Origin of the sequence: Salmonella sp. SJTUF14076, assembly GCF_015534835.1 — a bacterium.
Taxonomy (GTDB): domain Bacteria; phylum Pseudomonadota; class Gammaproteobacteria; order Enterobacterales; family Enterobacteriaceae; genus Salmonella; species Salmonella enterica.
In genome coordinates, this window is sequence record NZ_CP064674.1 from 4,193,517 (window position 1) to 4,212,470 (window position 18,954).

The following is an 18,954-nucleotide window of genomic DNA, read 5'->3' on the forward strand; positions in this document are numbered from 1 at the left end:
TCCGACGCCCCCGACATGGATAAACAGCGCGTGAACTTATTCAGTCTCTTCGCTGTCCTGTTGCGCAGTAGAACCCTGCGCGTTGCTACCGTGATGGTAGTTATTGCTGGCGCCGCCACCGGCATTGTTGCTGTGATGGGAAACCGGGCGAGACGGGACAACAGTAGAAATCGCGTGCTTATAAACCATCTGGCTGACCGTGTTCTTCAACAGGATCACGAACTGATCAAAGGACTCGATTTGACCTTGCAGCTTAATACCATTCACCAAATAAATAGAAACTGGAACACGTTCCCGACGCAATGCGTTCAGGAACGGATCTTGTAAAGATTGCCCCTTAGCCATTCTCTTTTCCTTATATGCTTATTTGTACTTTGAACCTTTCGATTCTGAAAAATTGCGCACGATACGTCTCAATTGTACACATTCAGTCTGCGATAGCACCAACAACCTGTAATACTTCTTTTCGCGCCCGATCGGGATTCTCACTGTCAAGCCAGCGCACCCCTTCCCAACCGCGCAACCAGGTCATCTGGCGCTTCGCCAACTGTCTCGTGGCGCAAACACCTCTATAAACCATTTCATCATATGAGATTTCGCCCTCAATGTATGACCACATCTGGCGGTATCCCACACAACGGATGGAAGGCAAGTCCGTATGCAAATCTCCTCGGGCAAAAAGCGCCCGGACTTCTGCTTCAAAACCTGAAGCCAACATCTGATGAAAACGCAGTTCAATGCGCTGATGGAGCAGTTCACGGCTCGCCGGGGCGATAGCGAACTGATGCACCTGGTACGGTAGCGCGTCTCCTGACGTTTGCGTTAGCTCCGTTAAAGTTTTACCCGAAATGAAAAAAACTTCCAGTGCCCGGGAAAGTCTTTGCGGATCATTTGGATGAATTCGCGCGGCGGCAACCGGATCTATCTCCTGAAGTTGCTGATGCAACGCCTCCCATCCAAGCTCCGCTGCTTGCTGCTCTATCCGGGATCTGACCTCCGGATCTGCTGAAGGCAGCGGCGATAACCCTTCCAGCAATGCCTTAAAATACAGCATGGTACCGCCCACTAACAGCGGGATACGCCCCGCAGCGGTGATCTCCGCCATTTGCGCTAACGCGTCGCGGCGAAAATCCGCTGCCGAATACGCCTGTGACGGGTCGCGTATATCCAGCAGTCGATGCGGCGCCGCTTTCAGCTCATCGGCATTCGGCTTAGCCGTGCCAATATCCATTCCCCGATAAATGAGGGCGGAATCAACGCTTATCAACTCTACTGGCAAAACTTTACGCAGTTCTATCGCCAGCGCCGTTTTGCCGGAGGCCGTCGGCCCCATCAAAAATATCGCCTTAGGCAGGCTCGCCTTGCTTACATCATTCATGCTTCAGGGCGTTCATCGCCGAATGTAAATCAACAGGTTGTAACAGGCCACCCGGCGGCGCTTTTACCAGCTGCGGACATAGCCGCTCAACATCCGCCAGCAGCGATATGGCCTGCGCCATCGACCACTGCGGATGTTCGCTCTGCACATTACGCGCTATCCATTGTGCAATATTGACCGTTGCAAATGTGGTCTGCTGCGCCAGGTAGCCTATCAGTTCAGGAATCAAGATTTGTAAATTTTGTTGTCGTAAGGGTAAAGGCACCGCCCGAATGGTCACATGCTGCGCATCTGACTGAAATTCAATACCCAATTCTCCCAACAAAGATTGGGCTTGTTGCAGCGCGGCTTTTTCATCGGCGCTCACTTTTAAACGCAGCGGAATCAGCAACGGCTGCGCGCAAACCGGACTTTGACCCGGAGTAAGCTGCGCCTGACGCAGCCAACGCTCCGCAACCGGCAACGACAAGAGCTGGATAGTCCCCGCGTGTTCCAGCAACGCGCAGTCACCGCCGACTATCGTCAGTACGCGACCAAAACTCTGGCTATGTCCGTCAAGCGCAGGCGCAACCGGCTCCGGCGCGGGGCTCGTCGTCGGCGTCTGTAAAAGCGCGCGATAAACCTCGCCCTGCAGCTTCTGATAACCTGGCTGCGCGTGCGGCCAACCAACTGCGGACTGACGCCCGCCGTTACCGCCCGATGCGCCGCCGGAATAACGCGGTGTCGCGGGCTCGCGCGCCGCAGTTGGCTCGGCGGGTACAGCAAAATGGTTGCGCCCGGCGGCGATACGGTTTTCCGGGACATGCCGCGGCGCTGGCGCAATCTCCTCCAGCGGCAGCGTCGTTTCCGTCTGCTGTTGCAGAACGCTCAGCACCCCTTGATAGATGAAGTCGTGCACCAGCCGGGATTGATGAAAACGCACTTCGTGCTTGGCGGGATGAACATTGACATCCACCTGATGCGGGTCAATCTCCAGATACAGCACAAACGCAGGCTGTTGGTCCGCGCCCAGTTTATCTTCACAGGCCTGGCGAATGGCATGGTTGATCAAGCGGTCGCGCATCATGCGGCCATTCACATAACAGTACTGGATCTCCGTTAACGCCGTGGTGGTGTGATTCGGATCGGCGACCCAGCCGCGCAGGGTCAGATCGCCATGCTGCCACTCGATCGCCAGTGCCTGTTCGAGAAACGGCGTCCCGCAGATGGCGCCTAACCGGCGCTCTTTTTGCCCGTCCTTTGCGACAGCGCGATACTGCCGTACCAATTTGCCGTTGTGCGACAGGTTAAGCGTGACGTCAAAACGGGCCAATGCAATACGACGGATGATCTCATCGATGTGATTAAATTCCGTTTTTTCGGTACGCATGAATTTGCGCCGGGCGGGCGTATTATAAAAGAGATCCAGAACTTCCAGGGTGGTGCCGACCGGGTGCGCGGCGGGTTTTACCGTCACGTCCATGTCGCGCCCTTCCGCATACGCCTGCCAGGCTTCCGCCTGCTCCGCCGTGCGCGACGTTAGCGTCAAACGCGAGACCGAACTGATACTGGCCAGCGCTTCGCCGCGAAATCCCAGACTGATAATCGCTTCCAGATCGTCAAGCGAGGCGATTTTACTGGTGGCATGACGGGCCAGCGCCAGCGCCAGCTCCTCTTTTTTAATGCCGCAGCCATTGTCGCGAATACGAATAAGCTTCGCGCCGCCACGCTCGATATCAATATCAACGCGGGTAGCGCCTGCATCCAGACTATTCTCTACCAGCTCTTTAACAACCGACGCAGGGCGTTCCACCACTTCGCCAGCGGCGATTTGGTTCGCAAGCTGCGGCGGCAGAACCTGAATCGGCATGAAATCTCCTTAATTCGCGGCGGTTATAGCGCCAGGCTGGTTGGTACTGGCCGTCTGGCCTGGGCTGCCCTGCGGCGCAGACTGGATCGGATGCGCTGCAAAGTACTTACGCAACCCCCGGTATATAGCGTCAGCAATCTGCTGCTGATAGCGGTCGCTCGCCAGCAATCGCTCTTCGCCGTGATTACTGATAAAACCCGTCTCCACCAAAATGGACGGGATATCCGGCGAACGCAGCACGCCCAGGCTCGCGTGTTCCGGGCGACGTTTATGCAGCGACCCCACGCCGTCGAGTTGGCTTAGTACGTTCGTCGCCACATCATACCCTACCCGCTGCGAATGACCGAATTGCAAATCCAGTACCGCCTGGCTCAGGTAAGGGTCTGACTGACTGTTCGCCAGCACATCGCCAGCGCCGCCTAACAGTTCGGATTGCTTCTCATGCTGCTCAAGCCAGTTTGCCATTTCGCTGTTCGCGCGACGATTGGACAATACCCAGACGGAGGCGCCGGTGGCGTCGCGATTTGGCGCGGCATCCGCATGAATAGAGACAAGGAAGTTGGCGTTTTGCTTACGCGCCACGTCAGACCGCCCCATCACCGAAATAAAATAGTCGCCGTCACGCGTCAGCACGCCTTTAAACATCGGATCGTTATTCAGCAATGTGCGTAACTTACGCGCGATGGCGATGGTGACATTTTTCTCGCGCGTACCGCCCGGGCCTATCGCGCCGGGGTCCTGACCTCCATGCCCGGCATCAATAGCAATCACCACTTTATCGCCAGCGCCTGCTGACGCGCGCGCCGCAGGCCGCGTAACGGTATTGCTGCTGGTTACGCCGGTCAGGCGATCATCAGAAGATTTAAACGGATTACGGGCAGGCTCCGTCGGACGGGGCGCGCTTTCAACCCGTTTCGCGACGACAGGCGGTGGTGGTGGCGGCGGAACATCGGCATTAATGGTGAAAATGACCGTATAGTTGCCGCCGTTTTGCCGCTTCACCGCCTCGGTTTTACCATTTTCCGTCAGATCGACAAGCAACCGTAAAGATTGCGCATCTTTCGGCATTCCGGCACGGATCGTTTTTACCAGATTGTTACCGCTAAACTGAAGCGGCAGCCCCTGAATCACGCCGGTCTGCCTGATATCCAGCGCCACGGTCCGTTTACCGTCCTGTGAGTAAGCATATTCCGGCTCGCCGATAAAACTCAGCGTAATGCGCGCCTGCTGCTCGCCGTTGGACACCTGAATATCAGAGAGACTGGCGGCGCCCGCCTGCGCGCACAGCAGGATTAAGGCTGCTATTACGGCATTTTTGATGCGATAAATCATCCCGCCACCTTTATAGCTAATCGGCTAAACGCGCCAGTAACGAATGACCCGATGAGGATACCGCGCTTACGCGAGCCTCACGCCCCTGCGCCTGGTAATCAATATGGATTTCGACGTCCGGGTCGGGGAGAACGCCTTTACCTTGTTGCGGCCACTCCACCAGACAAATGGCGTCGTTGGCGAAATAATCGCGAATGCCCATAAACTCCAGCTCCTCCGGGTCCGCAAGACGGTATAAGTCGAAGTGATACACCATCATGTTATCAAGCGCATAAGGCTCTACCAGCGTATAGGTGGGGCTTTTTACATTACCGTTATGGCCTAACGCCTGTAAAAATCCCCGGCTAAACGTCGTTTTACCGGCACCTAAATCGCCATACAGATAAATAACGGTCGCGCCATCGCAGGCGTTGGCTACCCGTTGCCCCAGATCTAGCGTCGCCTGTTCGTCAGGTAGCGGAATTACTCGATTCATCATGGTTTACGTCAATCACATCAGGGTTAACAATACGCCGCAGCGTAGTAAAAAGATCGGTCGCCAACATGCCGCGAGCGCCATAACGCGCTGCCAGTAAGTCCGCCGCCGCGCCGTGAGCCACACATCCCACACATGCCGCATCATACGGGGTAAACTTCTGTCCGAGCAATGCGCCGATGATGCCGGACAGGACATCGCCCATCCCGCCGCTCGCCATCCCTGCATTACCAGCGTCAATGATAGCCAGAGGGTGGTGTTCAGCGGCAATAATCGTTCCTGCGCCTTTTAACACGACCACGCCTCCGTACCGTTTTACCAGACGCTGTGCTGAAAGTAAGCGATCACTTTCAATTTCTGCCACAGAACATCCTAACAGGCGGGCCGCCTCTCCCGGATGCGGCGTAATCACGCGATTGTGACGTTTATCAGGATTGATTGCCAGTAGGTTCAACGCATCCGCATCCCACAGCATAGGTTTACGGACGTTTTCTACTTTCTGTAAGGCTTTTTTGCCCCATTCCTGCTGTCCAAGCCCCGGGCCGATCACCACAACGTCAGCCCAGGTCAGGCTCTCTTCCAGCGACTGAGGCGTGAGTTCATGTACCATCAGTTCCGGGCGGGCCGTCAGCAACGGCGCGATGTTTTCACCGCGGGTCAGTACTCTGACCAAGCCAGCTCCCGTACGCAGCGCCGCCTCGCCAGCCATCCGAATTGCGCCCGCTGTTCCCTGGTCGCCTCCAATAATCGCCAGACGACCATGATCGCCCTTATGCGAGGTCGGTCGACGCGGCGTTAGCCATTGCCCCAACTGCGTCGCGTCAAAACGCCGGAGCGGCGGCGTCTGGCTCGCCAGCCAGCCTTCCAGTCCCAACGCGTCATAATGCAATATGCCGGTAACGTCACGCGCTTTGCCGGTCAGCAGGCCTGGTTTCAGGGCGATAAACGTGACCGTATGCGCGGCGCTTATCACCGCGCCAGGCGTGGCGCCCGTTTGCGCCAGCAGGCCTGACGGGATATCGACGGCGACAACCGGCGCAGGATGAGCGTTCGCCTGTTCAATCAGACCGGCTACCGGGTCGCGCGGCGCCTGGGCTATGCCGGTGCCAAGCAGCGCGTCGATAATCAGATCCGTCGCTTCCGGCCAGATAATATCGGCAGCATGGATAATGCCGCCAGCATTCAGCCAGGCATCGCGCGCCTGCGCCGCTTCTTCAGGCAACGGTTTGTCGCTCTCCTGCGCCAGCAACGTTACGCTAATGCCCGCCGCTTGCGCTAGTCGCGCCACAACGTAACCATCGCCGCCGTTGTTGCCATGACCACACAACACCAGCCAGTGTCGGGTGTCAGGATAACTGTCACGGGCTACCCGAAATGCCGCGTCGCCAGCGCGCAGCATCAATTCATAGAGTGTGAGTCCGAAGGCATCCGCCGCATCGCGTTCCAGCCGTTTGATGTCATCGGCGGGCCAAATGGAGTGTGGTATACTTACAGGGTTTTTCTTCATGTTATGGTCCATCATGTCAAAGCCCCTCGATCTCAATCAGTTAGCGCAAAATATTAAGCAGTGGGGGCTGGAGCTGGGCTTTCAGCAGGTCGGTATTACTGATACCGATCTGCGCGCATCCGAACCTGCGCTGCAGGCGTGGCTGGACAAACAATACCACGGCGAGATGGCATGGATGGCGCGCCACGGTATGATGCGCGCCCGGCCTCATGAACTCTTACCCGGTACGCTACGTGTCATCAGCGTGCGCATGAACTATCTGCCCGCCAACGCCGCGTTTGCCAGTACGTTGAAGGATCCCACGCTGGGCTACGTTAGCCGATATGCGCTGGGGCGTGATTATCACAAGCTATTACGCAGTCGTCTTAAAAAACTGGGCGAGCAGATCCAGCAGTACTGCGGTTCGCTGAATTTTAGACCGTTTGTCGACTCTGCGCCTATTCTTGAACGCCCATTAGCGGAAAAAGCCGGACTTGGCTGGACGGGTAAGCACTCACTTATCCTTAATCGGGAGGCAGGCTCATTCTTTTTCCTGGGGGAACTGCTGATTGATTTACCGCTGCCGGTCGACCAGCCGGTCGAGGAAGGTTGCGGCAAATGCGTCGCCTGTATGACCATTTGCCCGACCGGGGCGATTGTCGAACCGTATACGGTGGACGCGCGGCGCTGTATTTCTTATCTCACCATTGAGCTGGAAGGCGCTATTCCGGAAGCATTTCGCCCACTGATAGGCAACCGTATTTACGGCTGCGATGACTGCCAGCTTATCTGTCCGTGGAATCGTTACTCTCAGTTGACCGACGAAGCAGATTTTAGCCCACGCAAGGCGCTGCATAACCCAGATTTGGTTGAGTTATTTAGCTGGAGCGAAGCGCAGTTTCTGAAAGTCACTGAAGGTTCTGCGATTCGGCGCATTGGTCATTTACGCTGGCTGCGCAATGTTGCCGTCGCGCTGGGGAATGCGCCGTGGAGTAATGCCGTTATTACGGCGCTGGAAAGCCGCAAGGGTGAGCATCCACTTCTTGATGAGCATATCGAATGGGCGATTGCGCAACAAATTGAAAAGCGGAACGCCTGCATCATTGAAGTGCAGCTACCGAAAAAACAGCGTCTGGTCAGGGTGATTGAAAAAGGGCTGGTGCGCGATGCCTGAATTATTCACAGGCTGTGTATAAAAATAAAAACACATTGCGATTCAAGAGGGAAAAAAGGAACAGACAATAACGCTAACGTTTTGAAATCTTATTTTTTCTATATTTTTCAGTAAATTATAGAAATTCTACGCGTCAGGTATAATTTTTTGCATTCCAGGAGTAATGGGCCAACCTGTGGATAAGTCTGTTTACAAGGATCTGACGAAAGCGGAACAAAACGTGCCCCAACGCGATATTCGTTGTGGATAATTTTACTGTAGATAAGAATTGGAGCGGGAAACGAGACTCGAACTCGCGACCCCGACCTTGGCAAGGTCGTGCTCTACCAACTGAGCTATTCCCGCATAATCTTCGTCTTTCGAACCGCTACTGCGTTGGCTGCCTTCACTCGCCTGAGTCACTTACTTCAGTAAGCTCCTGAGGACTCATTCAGTTGCCGCCTTGTCGCAATTCGAAATCCTGCGATTGGTGGTCTGTGCTTAACAAGCACTTTCAAATTTTGGAGCGGGAAACGAGACTCGAACTCGCGACCCCGACCTTGGCAAGGTCGTGCTCTACCAACTGAGCTATTCCCGCATAATCTTCGTCTTTCGAACCGCTACTGCGTTGGCTGCCTTCACTCGCCTCAGTCACTTACTTCAGTAAGCTCCTGAGGACTCATTCAGTTGCCGCCTTGTCGCAATTCGAAATCCTGCGATTGGTGGTTTGTACTTAACAAGTACTTTCAAATTTTGGAGCGGGAAACGAGACTCGAACTCGCGACCCCGACCTTGGCAAGGTCGTGCTCTACCAACTGAGCTATTCCCGCAAATTTGTTGCTGTCGTAATTCGCATTTCTGCGTCGTTACGGGAGGCGCATTATACGAGAAATCCATTTAGCTGCAAGCCCCTGAACGCATTTTTTCGCGATTTTTGTTTGAATGCTGATTAAATCACCAAACAAGACAAAAAACGAGCAAAGCGTGCGCTATGCAACAAAAAACTTTTCACGCCACGCCTAAAGGCACAGAATCAGAATAGCACCCTGCGCCAAAAAAAGAATAGCACGGTGACCACAACATCCAATTGATATCAGGGATCAAGATGAAAAAAAAACTTATTGTCATGCTGTTAGCCAGCCTCTCCGTTCACGCTGCTTCCGTTTCCGCCAGAACATTACATTTTGGCACCTCCGCCACCTATGCGCCCTATGAGTTTGTCGATGCCGATAATAAAATTGTTGGTTTCGATATTGATGTCGCCAACGCGGTCTGCAAAGAGATGCAAGCGGAGTGCTCATTCACTAACCAGAGCTTTGATAGTCTGATCCCCAGCCTACGCTTCAAAAAGTTTGATGCGGTGATCGCCGGTATGGATATGACGCCCAAACGTGAACAGCAGGTCTCCTTTAGCCAACCCTATTACGAAGGTCTATCGGCGGTAGTCGTCACGCGTAAAGGGGCTTATCACACTTTTGCCGATCTGAAAGGCAAAAAAGTCGGTCTGGAAAACGGTACAACGCATCAGCGCTATTTGCAGGATAAACAACAAGCTATCACGCCTGTCGCCTATGACAGCTATCTAAACGCCTTTACCGATCTGAAAAGTAACCGTCTTGAGGGCGTATTTGGCGATGTCGCCGCGATTGGTAAATGGCTAAAAAACAATCCGGATTACGCCATCATGGATGAACGCGCCAGCGATCCTGACTACTACGGAAAAGGGTTAGGCATTGCGGTACGCAAAGGCAACGACGCGCTATTGCAAGAAATTAATGCCGCGCTCGACAAGGTGAAAGCGTCGCCGGAATATGCGCAAATGCAGGAGAAATGGTTTACGCAGTAATTCAGTGGCGGGAGAGCTGCCGGATGAGACGCTCTGGCGTTGCCATCCGGCATGTTACGCCTCACAGCTTAATGAAATGCTCGCGGTAGTAAGCCAGCTCCGCCACCGACTCGCGAATATCATCCATCGCCTGGTGCGTGCCCTGCTTGGTAAAGCCGGCCAGAATCTCCGGCTTCCAGCGGCGCGCCAGTTCCTTGAGCGTACTGACATCCAGATAGCGATAGTGGAAGTAGGCCTCCAGTTCCGGCATATATTTAAACAGAAAACGACGATCCTGACCGATGCTGTTACCGCAAATCGGCGACTTACCCGCAGGCACCCACGTTTTCAGAAATTCAATCGTCGCCAGTTCAGCGTCTCGTTCGCCCATCGTACTTGCCTTAACGCGATCTACCAGGCCGCTGCCGGTATGGGTGCGCACGTTCCAGTCATCCATTAACGCCAGTTGCGCATCGGATTGATGTACCGCAATCGTCGGCCCTTCCGCCAGAATATTCAGGCTGGCATCCGTTACCAGTGTGGCTATCTCAATAATGCGATCGCGCTCGGGGTCCAGACCTGTCATCTCCAGATCGATCCAAATCAGGTTGTTTTCATCGGCACTCATGCTATTTTCCACCCTTCAGAGGTCACATTCACTGTGACTATATTCATCTACAATTGCGTGTATCATAGATGTTTTGCCCACTATGGGCGACCAGGAGCCAGTACGATTGAGCAAAAATAAACTCTCCAAAGGCCAGCAGCGCCGTGTGAACGCCAATCACCAGCGTCGTTTAAAAACGTCCGCGGAGAAAGCCGACTACGATGACAACCTGTTTGGCGAGCCTGCAGAAGGTATCGTCATTAGCCGTTTTGGTATGCATGCCGATGTGGAGTCTGCTGACGGCGAGGTTCACCGTTGCAATATCCGCCGCACTATCCGTTCGCTGGTGACGGGCGATCGCGTCGTCTGGCGTCCGGGCAAAGCCGCCGCAGAGGGCGTCAACGTAAAAGGCATCGTTGAAGCGGTGCATGAGCGCACCTCGGTATTGACGCGCCCGGACTTCTACGACGGCGTGAAGCCTATTGCCGCCAACATTGACCAAATCGTTATCGTCTCCGCGATTTTGCCGGAGCTGTCGCTGAATATCATCGATCGCTATCTGGTCGGCTGTGAAACCCTACAGGTTGAGCCGCTTATCGTACTCAATAAAATTGATCTGCTGGACGACGAAGGTATGGACTTCGTTAATGAGCAGATGGATATCTACCGCAATATCGGCTATCGCGTGCTGATGGTCTCCAGCCATACGCAGGATGGTCTGAAACCGCTGGAAGAGGCGTTAACCGGTCGCATCAGTATTTTTGCCGGGCAGTCCGGCGTCGGAAAATCCAGTCTGCTAAACGCTCTACTCGGCTTACAGAACGAGATTCTGACGAACGATGTGTCGAATGTCTCCGGTCTGGGTCAACATACCACTACCGCTGCTCGTCTGTATCATTTCCCGCATGGCGGCGATGTCATTGATTCCCCCGGCGTGCGCGAGTTCGGCTTATGGCATCTGGAGCCGGAACAAATCACCCAGGGCTTTGTCGAATTTCATGACTATTTGGGACATTGCAAATACCGGGACTGCAAGCATGACGCCGATCCAGGCTGCGCCATTCGCGAAGCGGTAGAGAACGGCGCTATTGCGGAAACCCGTTTCGAAAATTATCACCGAATTCTTGAAAGTATGGCGCAGGTAAAAACGCGTAAAAACTTTTCTGATACGGACGACTGACAGATACGCTAGGCGTCGTTAGAATCGTCCCCTTTTTTCAGGATACCGGTATAACTGCCGGTTCAGGAACAACAATGGCCTGGAGGCTACCTTGTTAAACTCATTTAAACTTTCGCTACAATACATTCTGCCGAAACTATGGCTCACTCGCCTGGCGGGCTGGGGCGCAAGCAAACGAGCAGGATGGCTGACAAAACTGGTTATCGATCTCTTCGTAAAATATTACAAAGTCGATATGACCGAGGCGCAAAAACCGGATACCGCCAGCTATCGTACGTTCAATGATTTCTTTGTTCGTCCGCTGCGTGATGACGTGCGTCCGCTCAATACCGATCCTAACATCCTGGTGATGCCTGCTGACGGCGTGATAAGCCAGTTGGGTCGTATCGAAGAAGATAAAATTTTGCAGGCCAAAGGCCATAATTACAGCCTTGAGGCGTTGCTGGCGGGTAACTACCTGATGGCGGATAAGTTCCGCAACGGCACGTTTGTGACCACTTACCTCTCCCCTCGCGACTACCATCGCGTGCATATGCCATGCAACGGCATCCTGCGCGAAATGATCTACGTACCGGGCGATCTGTTCTCCGTTAACCATCTGACCGCGCAAAACGTCCCCAACCTGTTTGCCCGCAACGAGCGCGTTATCTGTCTGTTTGATACCGAGTTCGGGCCTATGGCGCAGATTCTGGTCGGCGCAACTATTGTCGGCAGTATCGAAACCGTCTGGGCGGGGACCATTACCCCGCCGCGCGAAGGCATCATCAAGCGCTGGACCTGGCCAGAAGGCGAACATGAAGGGTCTGTCGCCTTGTTGAAAGGCCAGGAGATGGGGCGCTTTAAACTGGGTTCCACGGTTATCAACTTATTTGCGCCGGGGAAAGTGAATCTGATCGCGTCGCTGGCAAGCCTGTCCGTTACCAAAATTGGCCAACCGCTGGCGACGTCGACCGAAACATTCGTCGCGCCGGAGGTAGAACCTGCTCCGCTGCCGGCAGAAGAAATTAAAGCCGAACACGACGCCAGCCCGCTGGTTGACAATAAAAAAGACGACACCTAATCAAGAGAGAATGCTGACGTGCGCCTGATTATCGCTTTTCTGATGGCCTGGTGCCTCAGCACGGGGGCGTTTGCCGCAACGGCCCCCGACGCCAAACAAATCACGCAGGAACTGGAGCAAGCAAAAGCGGCGAAGCCCGCTCAGCCGGAAGCCGTTGAGGCGCTCCAGACTGCGTTAAACGCGCTTGAAGAGCGAAAAGGCTCGCTTGAGCGCGCGAAACAATATCAACACGTTATTGATAATTTCCCTAAGCTATCCGCCACCTTGCGCGCCCAGTTGAATAATCTGCGCGATGAACCTCGCAGCGTACCGCCAGAGATGTCCACCGAAGCGTTAAATCAGGAGATCTTGCAGGTTAGCAGCCAGCTACTGGATAAAACCCGCGAGGCGCAACAGGAGCAGGAGCGCGTCAGGGAGATCGCCGACTCGCTCAGCCAGCTTCCCCAACAGCAAAACGACGCCCGCCGCCAGCTTAATGAGATTGAGCGACGACTCGGCGCCGCAGGCGGAAGTGCCGCGCTTAGCCAGGCGCAAAGTCTCAGTATGCAGGCGGAGTCCGCCAAACTAAAAGCGTTAGTCGACGAACTGGAGTTGGCGCAACTGTCCGCCAACAACCGTCAGGAACTGGCTCGTCTGCGTTCCGAGCTGGCGGAAAAACAGAGTCAGCAATTGGATGCGTATCTTCAGGCGCTGCGCAATCAGCTCAACAGCCTGCGCCAACGTGAAGCGGAACGCGCGCTGGAAAGCACTGAGCTGCTGGCGGAAAACAGCGCCGGTTTGCCGGAAGGCATCGTCGAACAATTTAAAGTCAACCGCGAGCTGTCACAGGCGCTTAATCAACAAGCGCAGCGGATGGATCTGGTCGCCTCGCAGCAGCGACAGGCCACCAGCCAAACGTTACAGGTGCGCCAGGCGCTCAATACGCTGCGGGAGCAGTCGCAATGGCTTGGCGTGTCCAACATGCTTGGCGAAGCGCTGCGCGCGCAGGTCGCCCGTCTGCCAGAGATGCCTAAGCCGCAGCAGCTTGATACGGAAATGGCACAGCTACGCGTTCACCGAATGCGCTATGAAGAGTTACTCAATAAACAGCCGCAGCTACGGCAAATACGTCAGGCCAATGGACAGCCGCTGACCGCCGAGCAAAACCAGATTCTTGACGCCCAGCTTCGCACTCAGCGCGAGCTGCTCAACTCGTTGTTACAGGGCGGCGATACGCTGATCCTGGAGCTGACCAAACTGAAAGTCTCCAACAGCCAACTGGAGGATGCGCTTAAAGAGGTTAATGAAGCGACCCACCGTTATCTGTTCTGGACCGCTGACGTTAGCCCGCTATCGCTCTCCTGGCCTGTTGATTTGGTTCAGGATTTACGCCGGCTTATCTCATTAGATACGTTTAATCAGTTAGGTAAAGCCAGCATCATGATGCTGACCAGCAAAGAGACGCTGCTGCCGTTATTCGGCGCGCTGGCGCTGGTCGGGTTTAGCCTCTATTCACGCCAACACTTCAACCGGTTCCTTGAGCGCTCGGCCTCGCGCGTCGGGAAAGTCACCCAGGATCACTTCTCGCTGACGCTGCGAACGGTGTTCTGGTCGATTCTGGTCGCCTCGCCGCTGCCGGTCTTGTGGGCGACGCTCGGCTATGGTCTACAGGAAGCCTGGCCGTATCCGCTGGCCGTCGCCATCGGTGATGGCGTGACGGCGACAGTACCGCTGTTGTGGGTAGTCATGATTTGCGCCGCGTTTGCCCGTCCTAATGGTCTGTTTGTGGCGCATTTCGGCTGGCCGCGAAACCGGGTAGCGAAAGCGATGCGCTACTACCTGATGAGCATTGGGCTGATCGTGCCGCTCATCATGGCAGTGATCATGTTTGATAATCTTAACGATCGGGAGTTTTCCGGCTCGTTGGGCCGCCTTTGCTTCATCCTGATATGCGGCGCGCTGGCGCTGGTCACGCTGAGTCTGAAAAAAGCGGGCATCCCGCTCTATCTTGATAAAGAAGGCAACGGCGACAACATGGTCAACAGCCTGCTGTGGAATATGCTGATGGGCGCGCCGCTTATCGCGATTCTGGCGGCGGCGGTGGGTTATCTGGCCACGGCGCAGGCGCTACTGGCGAGACTGGAAACCTCGGTCGCCATCTGGTTCCTGTTGCTGGTCATCTATCACGTCATTCGCCGCTGGATGCTGATCCAACGACGCCGACTGGCTTTTGACCGCGCCAAACATCGTCGGGCGGAAATGCTGGCGCAGCGCGCGCGCGGCGAAGAAGAACCGGCGCACTCCTCCAGCCTGGAAGGCGCGGTCGACATCGATGAAAGTGAAATCGATCTTGACGCTATTAGCGCCCAGTCGCTGCGTCTGGTCCGCTCAATTCTGATGCTTATCGCCCTGCTATCGGTAATTGTACTGTGGTCAGAAATCCACTCGGCATTCGGCTTCCTGGAGAATATTTCGCTGTGGGATGTCACCTCTACGGTGCAAGGCGTGGAAAGCCTGGAGCCGATTACTCTGGGGGCGGTGCTCATTGCGATTCTGGTCTTTATCATCACCACGCAGTTGGTGCGTAATCTGCCTGCGCTGCTGGAACTGGCGTTATTACAGCATCTCGATTTAACGCCTGGTACCGGTTACGCCATCACGACCATCACCAAATATCTGTTAATGCTGATTGGCGGACTGGTCGGTTTCTCGATGATCGGCATTGAGTGGTCGAAGCTACAATGGCTGGTGGCCGCGCTCGGCGTTGGGCTTGGTTTTGGCCTGCAAGAAATTTTCGCTAACTTTATCTCCGGCCTGATTATTTTGTTTGAAAAGCCGATTCGTATCGGCGATACGGTGACCATTCGCGATCTCACCGGCAGCGTGACCAAAATCAATACCCGCGCCACCACCATCAGTGACTGGGATCGTAAAGAGATTATCGTGCCGAATAAAGCCTTTATCACCGAACAGTTTATCAACTGGTCGCTGTCTGACTCCGTTACGCGCGTGGTGTTAACCATCCCGGCGCCAGCGGATGCCAATAGCGAAGAGGTGACGCAAATTCTGCTGACGGCGGCGCAGCGCTGTTCTTTGGTGCTTGATAACCCACCGCCTGAAATCTTTCTGGTGGATCTTCAGCAGGGTATTCAGATTTTCGAACTGCGTATCTATGCCGCGGAAATGGGACACCGTATGCCATTACGCCATGAGATCCACCAATTGATTCTGGCGGGCTTCCGCGAACACGGTATTGATATGCCGTTCCCGCCGTTCCAGATGCGTCTGGAGAGTCTCGGCGGTAAACAAACGGGGAGAACGTTAACGTCAGCGGGTAAAACCAGCCGCCCGGCGGGCAGTTTGTAAACGCAATGGCGCCGGATGACGCTAAAAGACTCGATGACATAGGCTTATCAGGTCTTTTAGCATAGATCACACACAAAACTGATAGCGCAGGAAGAATTGCCAGGACCAGTAAGCAAATATCACCAACGCGACACAGTACAAAAACCAACTACGTATTTTCTTATACACAGTAACGTAAAAAAACGGGAAAAACAGGGGCAGCGTCATCATCGCGCCAAAACCTCTGGAATCATCATTTTCGACAGTTCTCATCACATCACAAATGTTGTTTATCCCACTCTCGCCAATCATCCACTCTTTATCCAGGACTGAAAATACAGCGATGAGTGGGATAGCCAGTAAAATCCAGATAGCGCACAATGCAAACATTTTCGGACTCATTATAAATATCCTTTTCATAAAGCCGATGAGCTAACGCTATCCGGACAAAGATTACTCCGCCGCCCACTCCGGATCAGCGCTCATGCGGCTACTGTAATTCTGATAAATCGCCATCGCCAGCAGCGAGAAGAAGATCGGGCCGCCGATCATCCACAAGGCGCTGTCCCAGTCCCCAGCTTCAATCACTGGCTGGATGATGGTAAAGACGTTGGCAAACGTCACCACCAGCACCACAACACCCGTCGCGACCAGGGTAGAGGCTTTGGTTTTAAAGAGAACAAATGGCCGTTCCAGATCCTGACGCGCTTTAAAGAAGGGAAATGCCAGCGCAAGGAACAGGTATGGCAAGGTCATTGAGACGTTCGCCATCAGCGTGAGTTTGTTATAAAACGCCGATGCGGTGTCACCGCCAAAAGAGACCAGCAAAATAAACAGACTCACCAGCACGCACTGTAGCCACATAGCGGTCGCCGGCATACCGTTAGCGTTCAGTGTCGTCATCGGCGCGGGCCACAACGCTTTTGGCGTCCCCTGAATAATGGCTTTCAGCGGTGAATAGCTCAACGTAAAAAACGCGCCGGTATAAGCCAGAAACATAGAAAGGCCGGTGATACGCGCAAACCAGACGCCCACCGTCATCGCTGCGTCCGGAGAAAGGTTTAACGCGTTACCTAATGTCGTGCCTAAACTCGACATCAAAATGTAGGTGATATTCCCTAAGTTAACGGCGCTATTACTTAATATCTGTTGCCAGTTAGTACTGACGCCCCATAAAAAGATCGCCAAAGAATAACCAATTGAAATCACAATGGCCGCGAAGACAATACCTTTCGCAAAATTCTTCTCCGGTTTCTCGGTTTTATCCACCAGTCCGCCGACAGCCTCAATACCGCCGTAAGCAAAAATAGCAAATACCACAAATGACAACATTGCCAGGCCGGAGTGATAACCCGGATTCGGTGACGAGGTAAAATTAATTTCTTGTGCAAAATGCCCACCATTTAATAACAAAATAGCGACACTCACTAACAATAAAACTAAATTAAGACACATTACGGCAATACCTCCGACCGCCGTAATTCGCGCAATTTTATTGATCCCTCTGGCGGCGACACACGTCACCAGAATCATCCAGCCGACGGCGAGCAGCCCGACAACCTGCGTAGGCTCAAGCCCTGCAATACGCCAGTGCTGCGTCATATCGGCGCCAAAAACAAAAGTAGAAAACGGTACCCAAATTTTTGCCGCCGTACTTACCATCCATATGACATACGATGAAAACCACATAAACGTGCCGATAAACGCGTAACGTGGCCCCACGCTATTATTCATCCACGAATAGATCCCGCCCTCTTCTTTGCGATAAGCGGAACCCATTTCAGCCATCATTAAGGCGAATGGAATAAAAAACAGCAAGGCAGAAAATATATACCACGGGATTGCGCTATACCCCATTAAATAAAACGCCGACGGGCTATTCGCAAAACCAAAAACAGAAGTAAAAATCATCAGGATAAGCCCAATAAGGCTCATCTTTTTTATCGTGTGGGTCATTCAACCATCCCTTACTCTCGAGCGCGTTTGCCAGACGCCGCTCACCGATTGACGCCGCCTTCTTTTTTACAAAGGTCAGCGATAAAAAAATCAACACAGGATTGATACCTAAATGGCATCAAAGTTCCAGCCTTATGTTGTGGCAAACACAGGATAATTGAAAAAATATGCTACAAAATGGCGCTTATTGCGCCATTTTATCTCGCGATAGAGTGAATTTCAGATTTACGCCCGATCGACCGTAAAAGCAATCACGTCCGCCAGGCTTTCTGCTCCCAGTGCCAGCATCACCAGACGATCGACACCCAGCGCCACGCCGGAACAATCCGGTAGACCGGCGGCCAGAGCATCCAGCAGATTTTGGTCAATCGGCTGCTGCGGCAGACCGCGAGCGGCGCGCTTACGATTGTCCTGTTCAAAGCGCTGTTGTTGCTCACGTGCGTCCGTCAGTTCGTGGAAACCATTCGCCAGCTCAATACCTTTGTAGTACACCTCAAAGCGCTCGGCGACGCGATGATCCTCGGTACTGATTTGTGCCAGCGATGCCTGACTTGCCGGAAAGTGATAAATAAAGGTCGGCTTTTCTTTACCTATATGCGGCTCAACCCCCATCGTGAACAGCAGTTGCAGCAACGTATCACGGTCTTCTTCCGTATCGGCGATATTGCTTAAATCAAGCTTTGCCGCCGCCTCACGCAGTTGCGTTTTATCTGCTGATAACGGGTCAATCTCCAGATGGCGCTGAAACGCCTGTTGATAGGAGAGACTTTCCGCAGGTTGACAATCCAGCACTTGCTGAAGCAAATCATCCACTTCATTCATCAGGCGGTACATATCGTAATGCGGGCGATACCACTCCAGCATAGTGAATTCCGGATTATGATGTCGTCCCATCTCTTCATTACGGAAACTGCGGCATAGCTGGAAAACCGGGCCGCACCCTGCCGCCAGCAGGCGTTTCATATGGTATTCCGGACTGGTCATTAAATAGAGGTTCATCCCCTGGGAATGGCCAGGTCCGACGAAACGCGTTTCGAACGGGAACAGATGAATGTCTGTGACCGTCGCCTGACTCATGCAGGGCGTCTCAACCTCAAGCACTCCACGATCGGCAAAGAAACGACGGATTTCCGCCATAATCGCCGCACGTTTTAATAAATTGGGGATGGACGCGCTCGGCTGCCAGGTTGCCGTTTCGCTCATGATTCTTTCTCCAGTTTAAGACAAGGTCACGAAGTCTACTCGCAACGCGCGGGCGAAACAAATTTTGCGCAGGCGTATCGGACGCCTTCTGGAGGGTAAAAAAAGTGATTTCAGATGGTTTAGTAA

General features: G+C 53.8%; 15 protein-coding genes and 3 tRNA genes. 5 read left to right on the forward strand and 13 right to left on the reverse strand.

From position 1 onward, the window contains the following. Positions 1-36: 36 nt before the first annotated feature. From hfq to nnr, 6 genes are all read right to left on the reverse strand, one after another. A complete protein-coding gene (hfq, locus tag HU143_RS20235; RefSeq protein ID WP_001051875.1) occupies positions 37-345 on the reverse strand; it encodes an RNA chaperone Hfq in 309 nt (102 codons plus the stop codon). Positions 346-427: 82 nt separating this feature from the next. Continuing rightward, entirely contained in the window at positions 428-1,378 is a 951-nt protein-coding gene (miaA, locus tag HU143_RS20240; protein WP_001000734.1) for a tRNA (adenosine(37)-N6)-dimethylallyltransferase MiaA, read from the reverse strand. Beyond that, on the reverse strand, positions 1,371-3,227 hold the full coding sequence (gene mutL / locus HU143_RS20245; RefSeq protein ID WP_001122557.1) for a DNA mismatch repair endonuclease MutL: 1,857 nt from the start codon (positions 3,225-3,227) through the stop codon (positions 1,371-1,373). The genes miaA and mutL overlap by 8 nt, the downstream gene beginning before the upstream one ends. Positions 3,228-3,236: 9 nt before the next feature. Beyond that, positions 3,237-4,559, reverse strand: coding sequence for an N-acetylmuramoyl-L-alanine amidase AmiB (gene amiB / locus HU143_RS20250; RefSeq protein WP_023226964.1), 1,323 nt, complete (start codon positions 4,557-4,559; stop codon positions 3,237-3,239). 16 nt (positions 4,560-4,575) lie between these two features. Beyond that, positions 4,576-5,037, reverse strand: coding sequence for a tRNA (adenosine(37)-N6)-threonylcarbamoyltransferase complex ATPase subunit type 1 TsaE (tsaE, locus tag HU143_RS20255; RefSeq protein ID WP_000981984.1), 462 nt, complete (start codon positions 5,035-5,037; stop codon positions 4,576-4,578). Next, positions 5,009-6,556, reverse strand: coding sequence for a bifunctional ADP-dependent NAD(P)H-hydrate dehydratase/NAD(P)H-hydrate epimerase (nnr, locus tag HU143_RS20260; protein ID WP_000968675.1), 1,548 nt, complete (start codon positions 6,554-6,556; stop codon positions 5,009-5,011). Before nnr ends, tsaE begins: the two co-directional genes overlap by 29 nt. Here nnr and queG point away from each other — a divergent pair. Then, complete coding sequence (gene queG / locus HU143_RS20265) at positions 6,555-7,694, forward strand: tRNA epoxyqueuosine(34) reductase QueG (RefSeq protein WP_001615111.1); 1,140 nt, start codon at positions 6,555-6,557, stop codon at positions 7,692-7,694. The genes nnr and queG overlap by 2 nt on opposite strands. Positions 7,695-7,963: 269 nt before the next feature. Here the strand turns inward: queG and HU143_RS20270 are convergent. The 3 genes from HU143_RS20270 to HU143_RS20280 form a co-directional block, all read right to left on the reverse strand. Next, positions 7,964-8,039, reverse strand: a tRNA-Gly gene (locus HU143_RS20270). A 156-nt stretch (positions 8,040-8,195) separates the two neighbouring features. Continuing rightward, positions 8,196-8,271, reverse strand: a tRNA-Gly gene (locus tag HU143_RS20275). A gap of 156 nt (positions 8,272-8,427) precedes the next feature. Then, positions 8,428-8,503 (reverse strand) — tRNA-Gly (locus HU143_RS20280). Positions 8,504-8,778: 275 nt separating this feature from the next. Here HU143_RS20280 and HU143_RS20285 point away from each other — a divergent pair. Beyond that, positions 8,779-9,519, forward strand: a complete 741-nt coding sequence (locus tag HU143_RS20285) for an arginine ABC transporter substrate-binding protein (RefSeq protein WP_001595273.1) — start codon at positions 8,779-8,781, stop codon at positions 9,517-9,519. Between the two features lie 61 nt (positions 9,520-9,580). On the opposite strand, the gene orn is transcribed toward HU143_RS20285, so the two are convergent. After that, the gene (gene orn / locus HU143_RS20290; protein ID WP_001271546.1) at positions 9,581-10,126 is read right to left on the reverse strand and encodes an oligoribonuclease; all 546 of its coding nucleotides are present in this window, start codon (positions 10,124-10,126) and stop codon (positions 9,581-9,583) included. Positions 10,127-10,232: 106 nt separating this feature from the next. Between orn and rsgA the strand changes: the two genes are divergently transcribed. The 3 genes from rsgA (at position 10,233) to mscM (ending at position 15,690) form a co-directional block, all read left to right on the forward strand. After that, entirely contained in the window at positions 10,233-11,285 is a 1,053-nt protein-coding gene (gene rsgA / locus HU143_RS20295; RefSeq protein WP_000041945.1) for a small ribosomal subunit biogenesis GTPase RsgA, read from the forward strand. 91 nt (positions 11,286-11,376) lie between these two features. Beyond that, complete coding sequence (gene asd, locus HU143_RS20300) at positions 11,377-12,345, forward strand: archaetidylserine decarboxylase (RefSeq protein ID WP_000934949.1); 969 nt, start codon at positions 11,377-11,379, stop codon at positions 12,343-12,345. Between the two features lie 18 nt (positions 12,346-12,363). Continuing rightward, the gene (gene mscM, locus HU143_RS20305; protein ID WP_001236755.1) at positions 12,364-15,690 is read left to right on the forward strand and encodes a miniconductance mechanosensitive channel MscM; all 3,327 of its coding nucleotides are present in this window, start codon (positions 12,364-12,366) and stop codon (positions 15,688-15,690) included. Between the two features lie 66 nt (positions 15,691-15,756). Here the strand turns inward: mscM and HU143_RS20310 are convergent, their stop codons facing one another. The 3 genes from HU143_RS20310 to epmA form a co-directional block, all read right to left on the reverse strand. Next, positions 15,757-16,071, reverse strand: a complete 315-nt coding sequence (locus HU143_RS20310) for a YjeO family protein (RefSeq protein WP_000074655.1) — start codon at positions 16,069-16,071, stop codon at positions 15,757-15,759. 51 nt (positions 16,072-16,122) lie between these two features. Beyond that, the gene (yjeM, locus tag HU143_RS20315; RefSeq protein WP_000149872.1) at positions 16,123-17,625 is read right to left on the reverse strand and encodes a glutamate/gamma-aminobutyrate family transporter YjeM; all 1,503 of its coding nucleotides are present in this window, start codon (positions 17,623-17,625) and stop codon (positions 16,123-16,125) included. Between the two features lie 225 nt (positions 17,626-17,850). After that, complete coding sequence (gene epmA, locus HU143_RS20320) at positions 17,851-18,828, reverse strand: elongation factor P--(R)-beta-lysine ligase (RefSeq protein WP_000004797.1); 978 nt, start codon at positions 18,826-18,828, stop codon at positions 17,851-17,853. Positions 18,829-18,954: the final 126 nt, after the last annotated feature.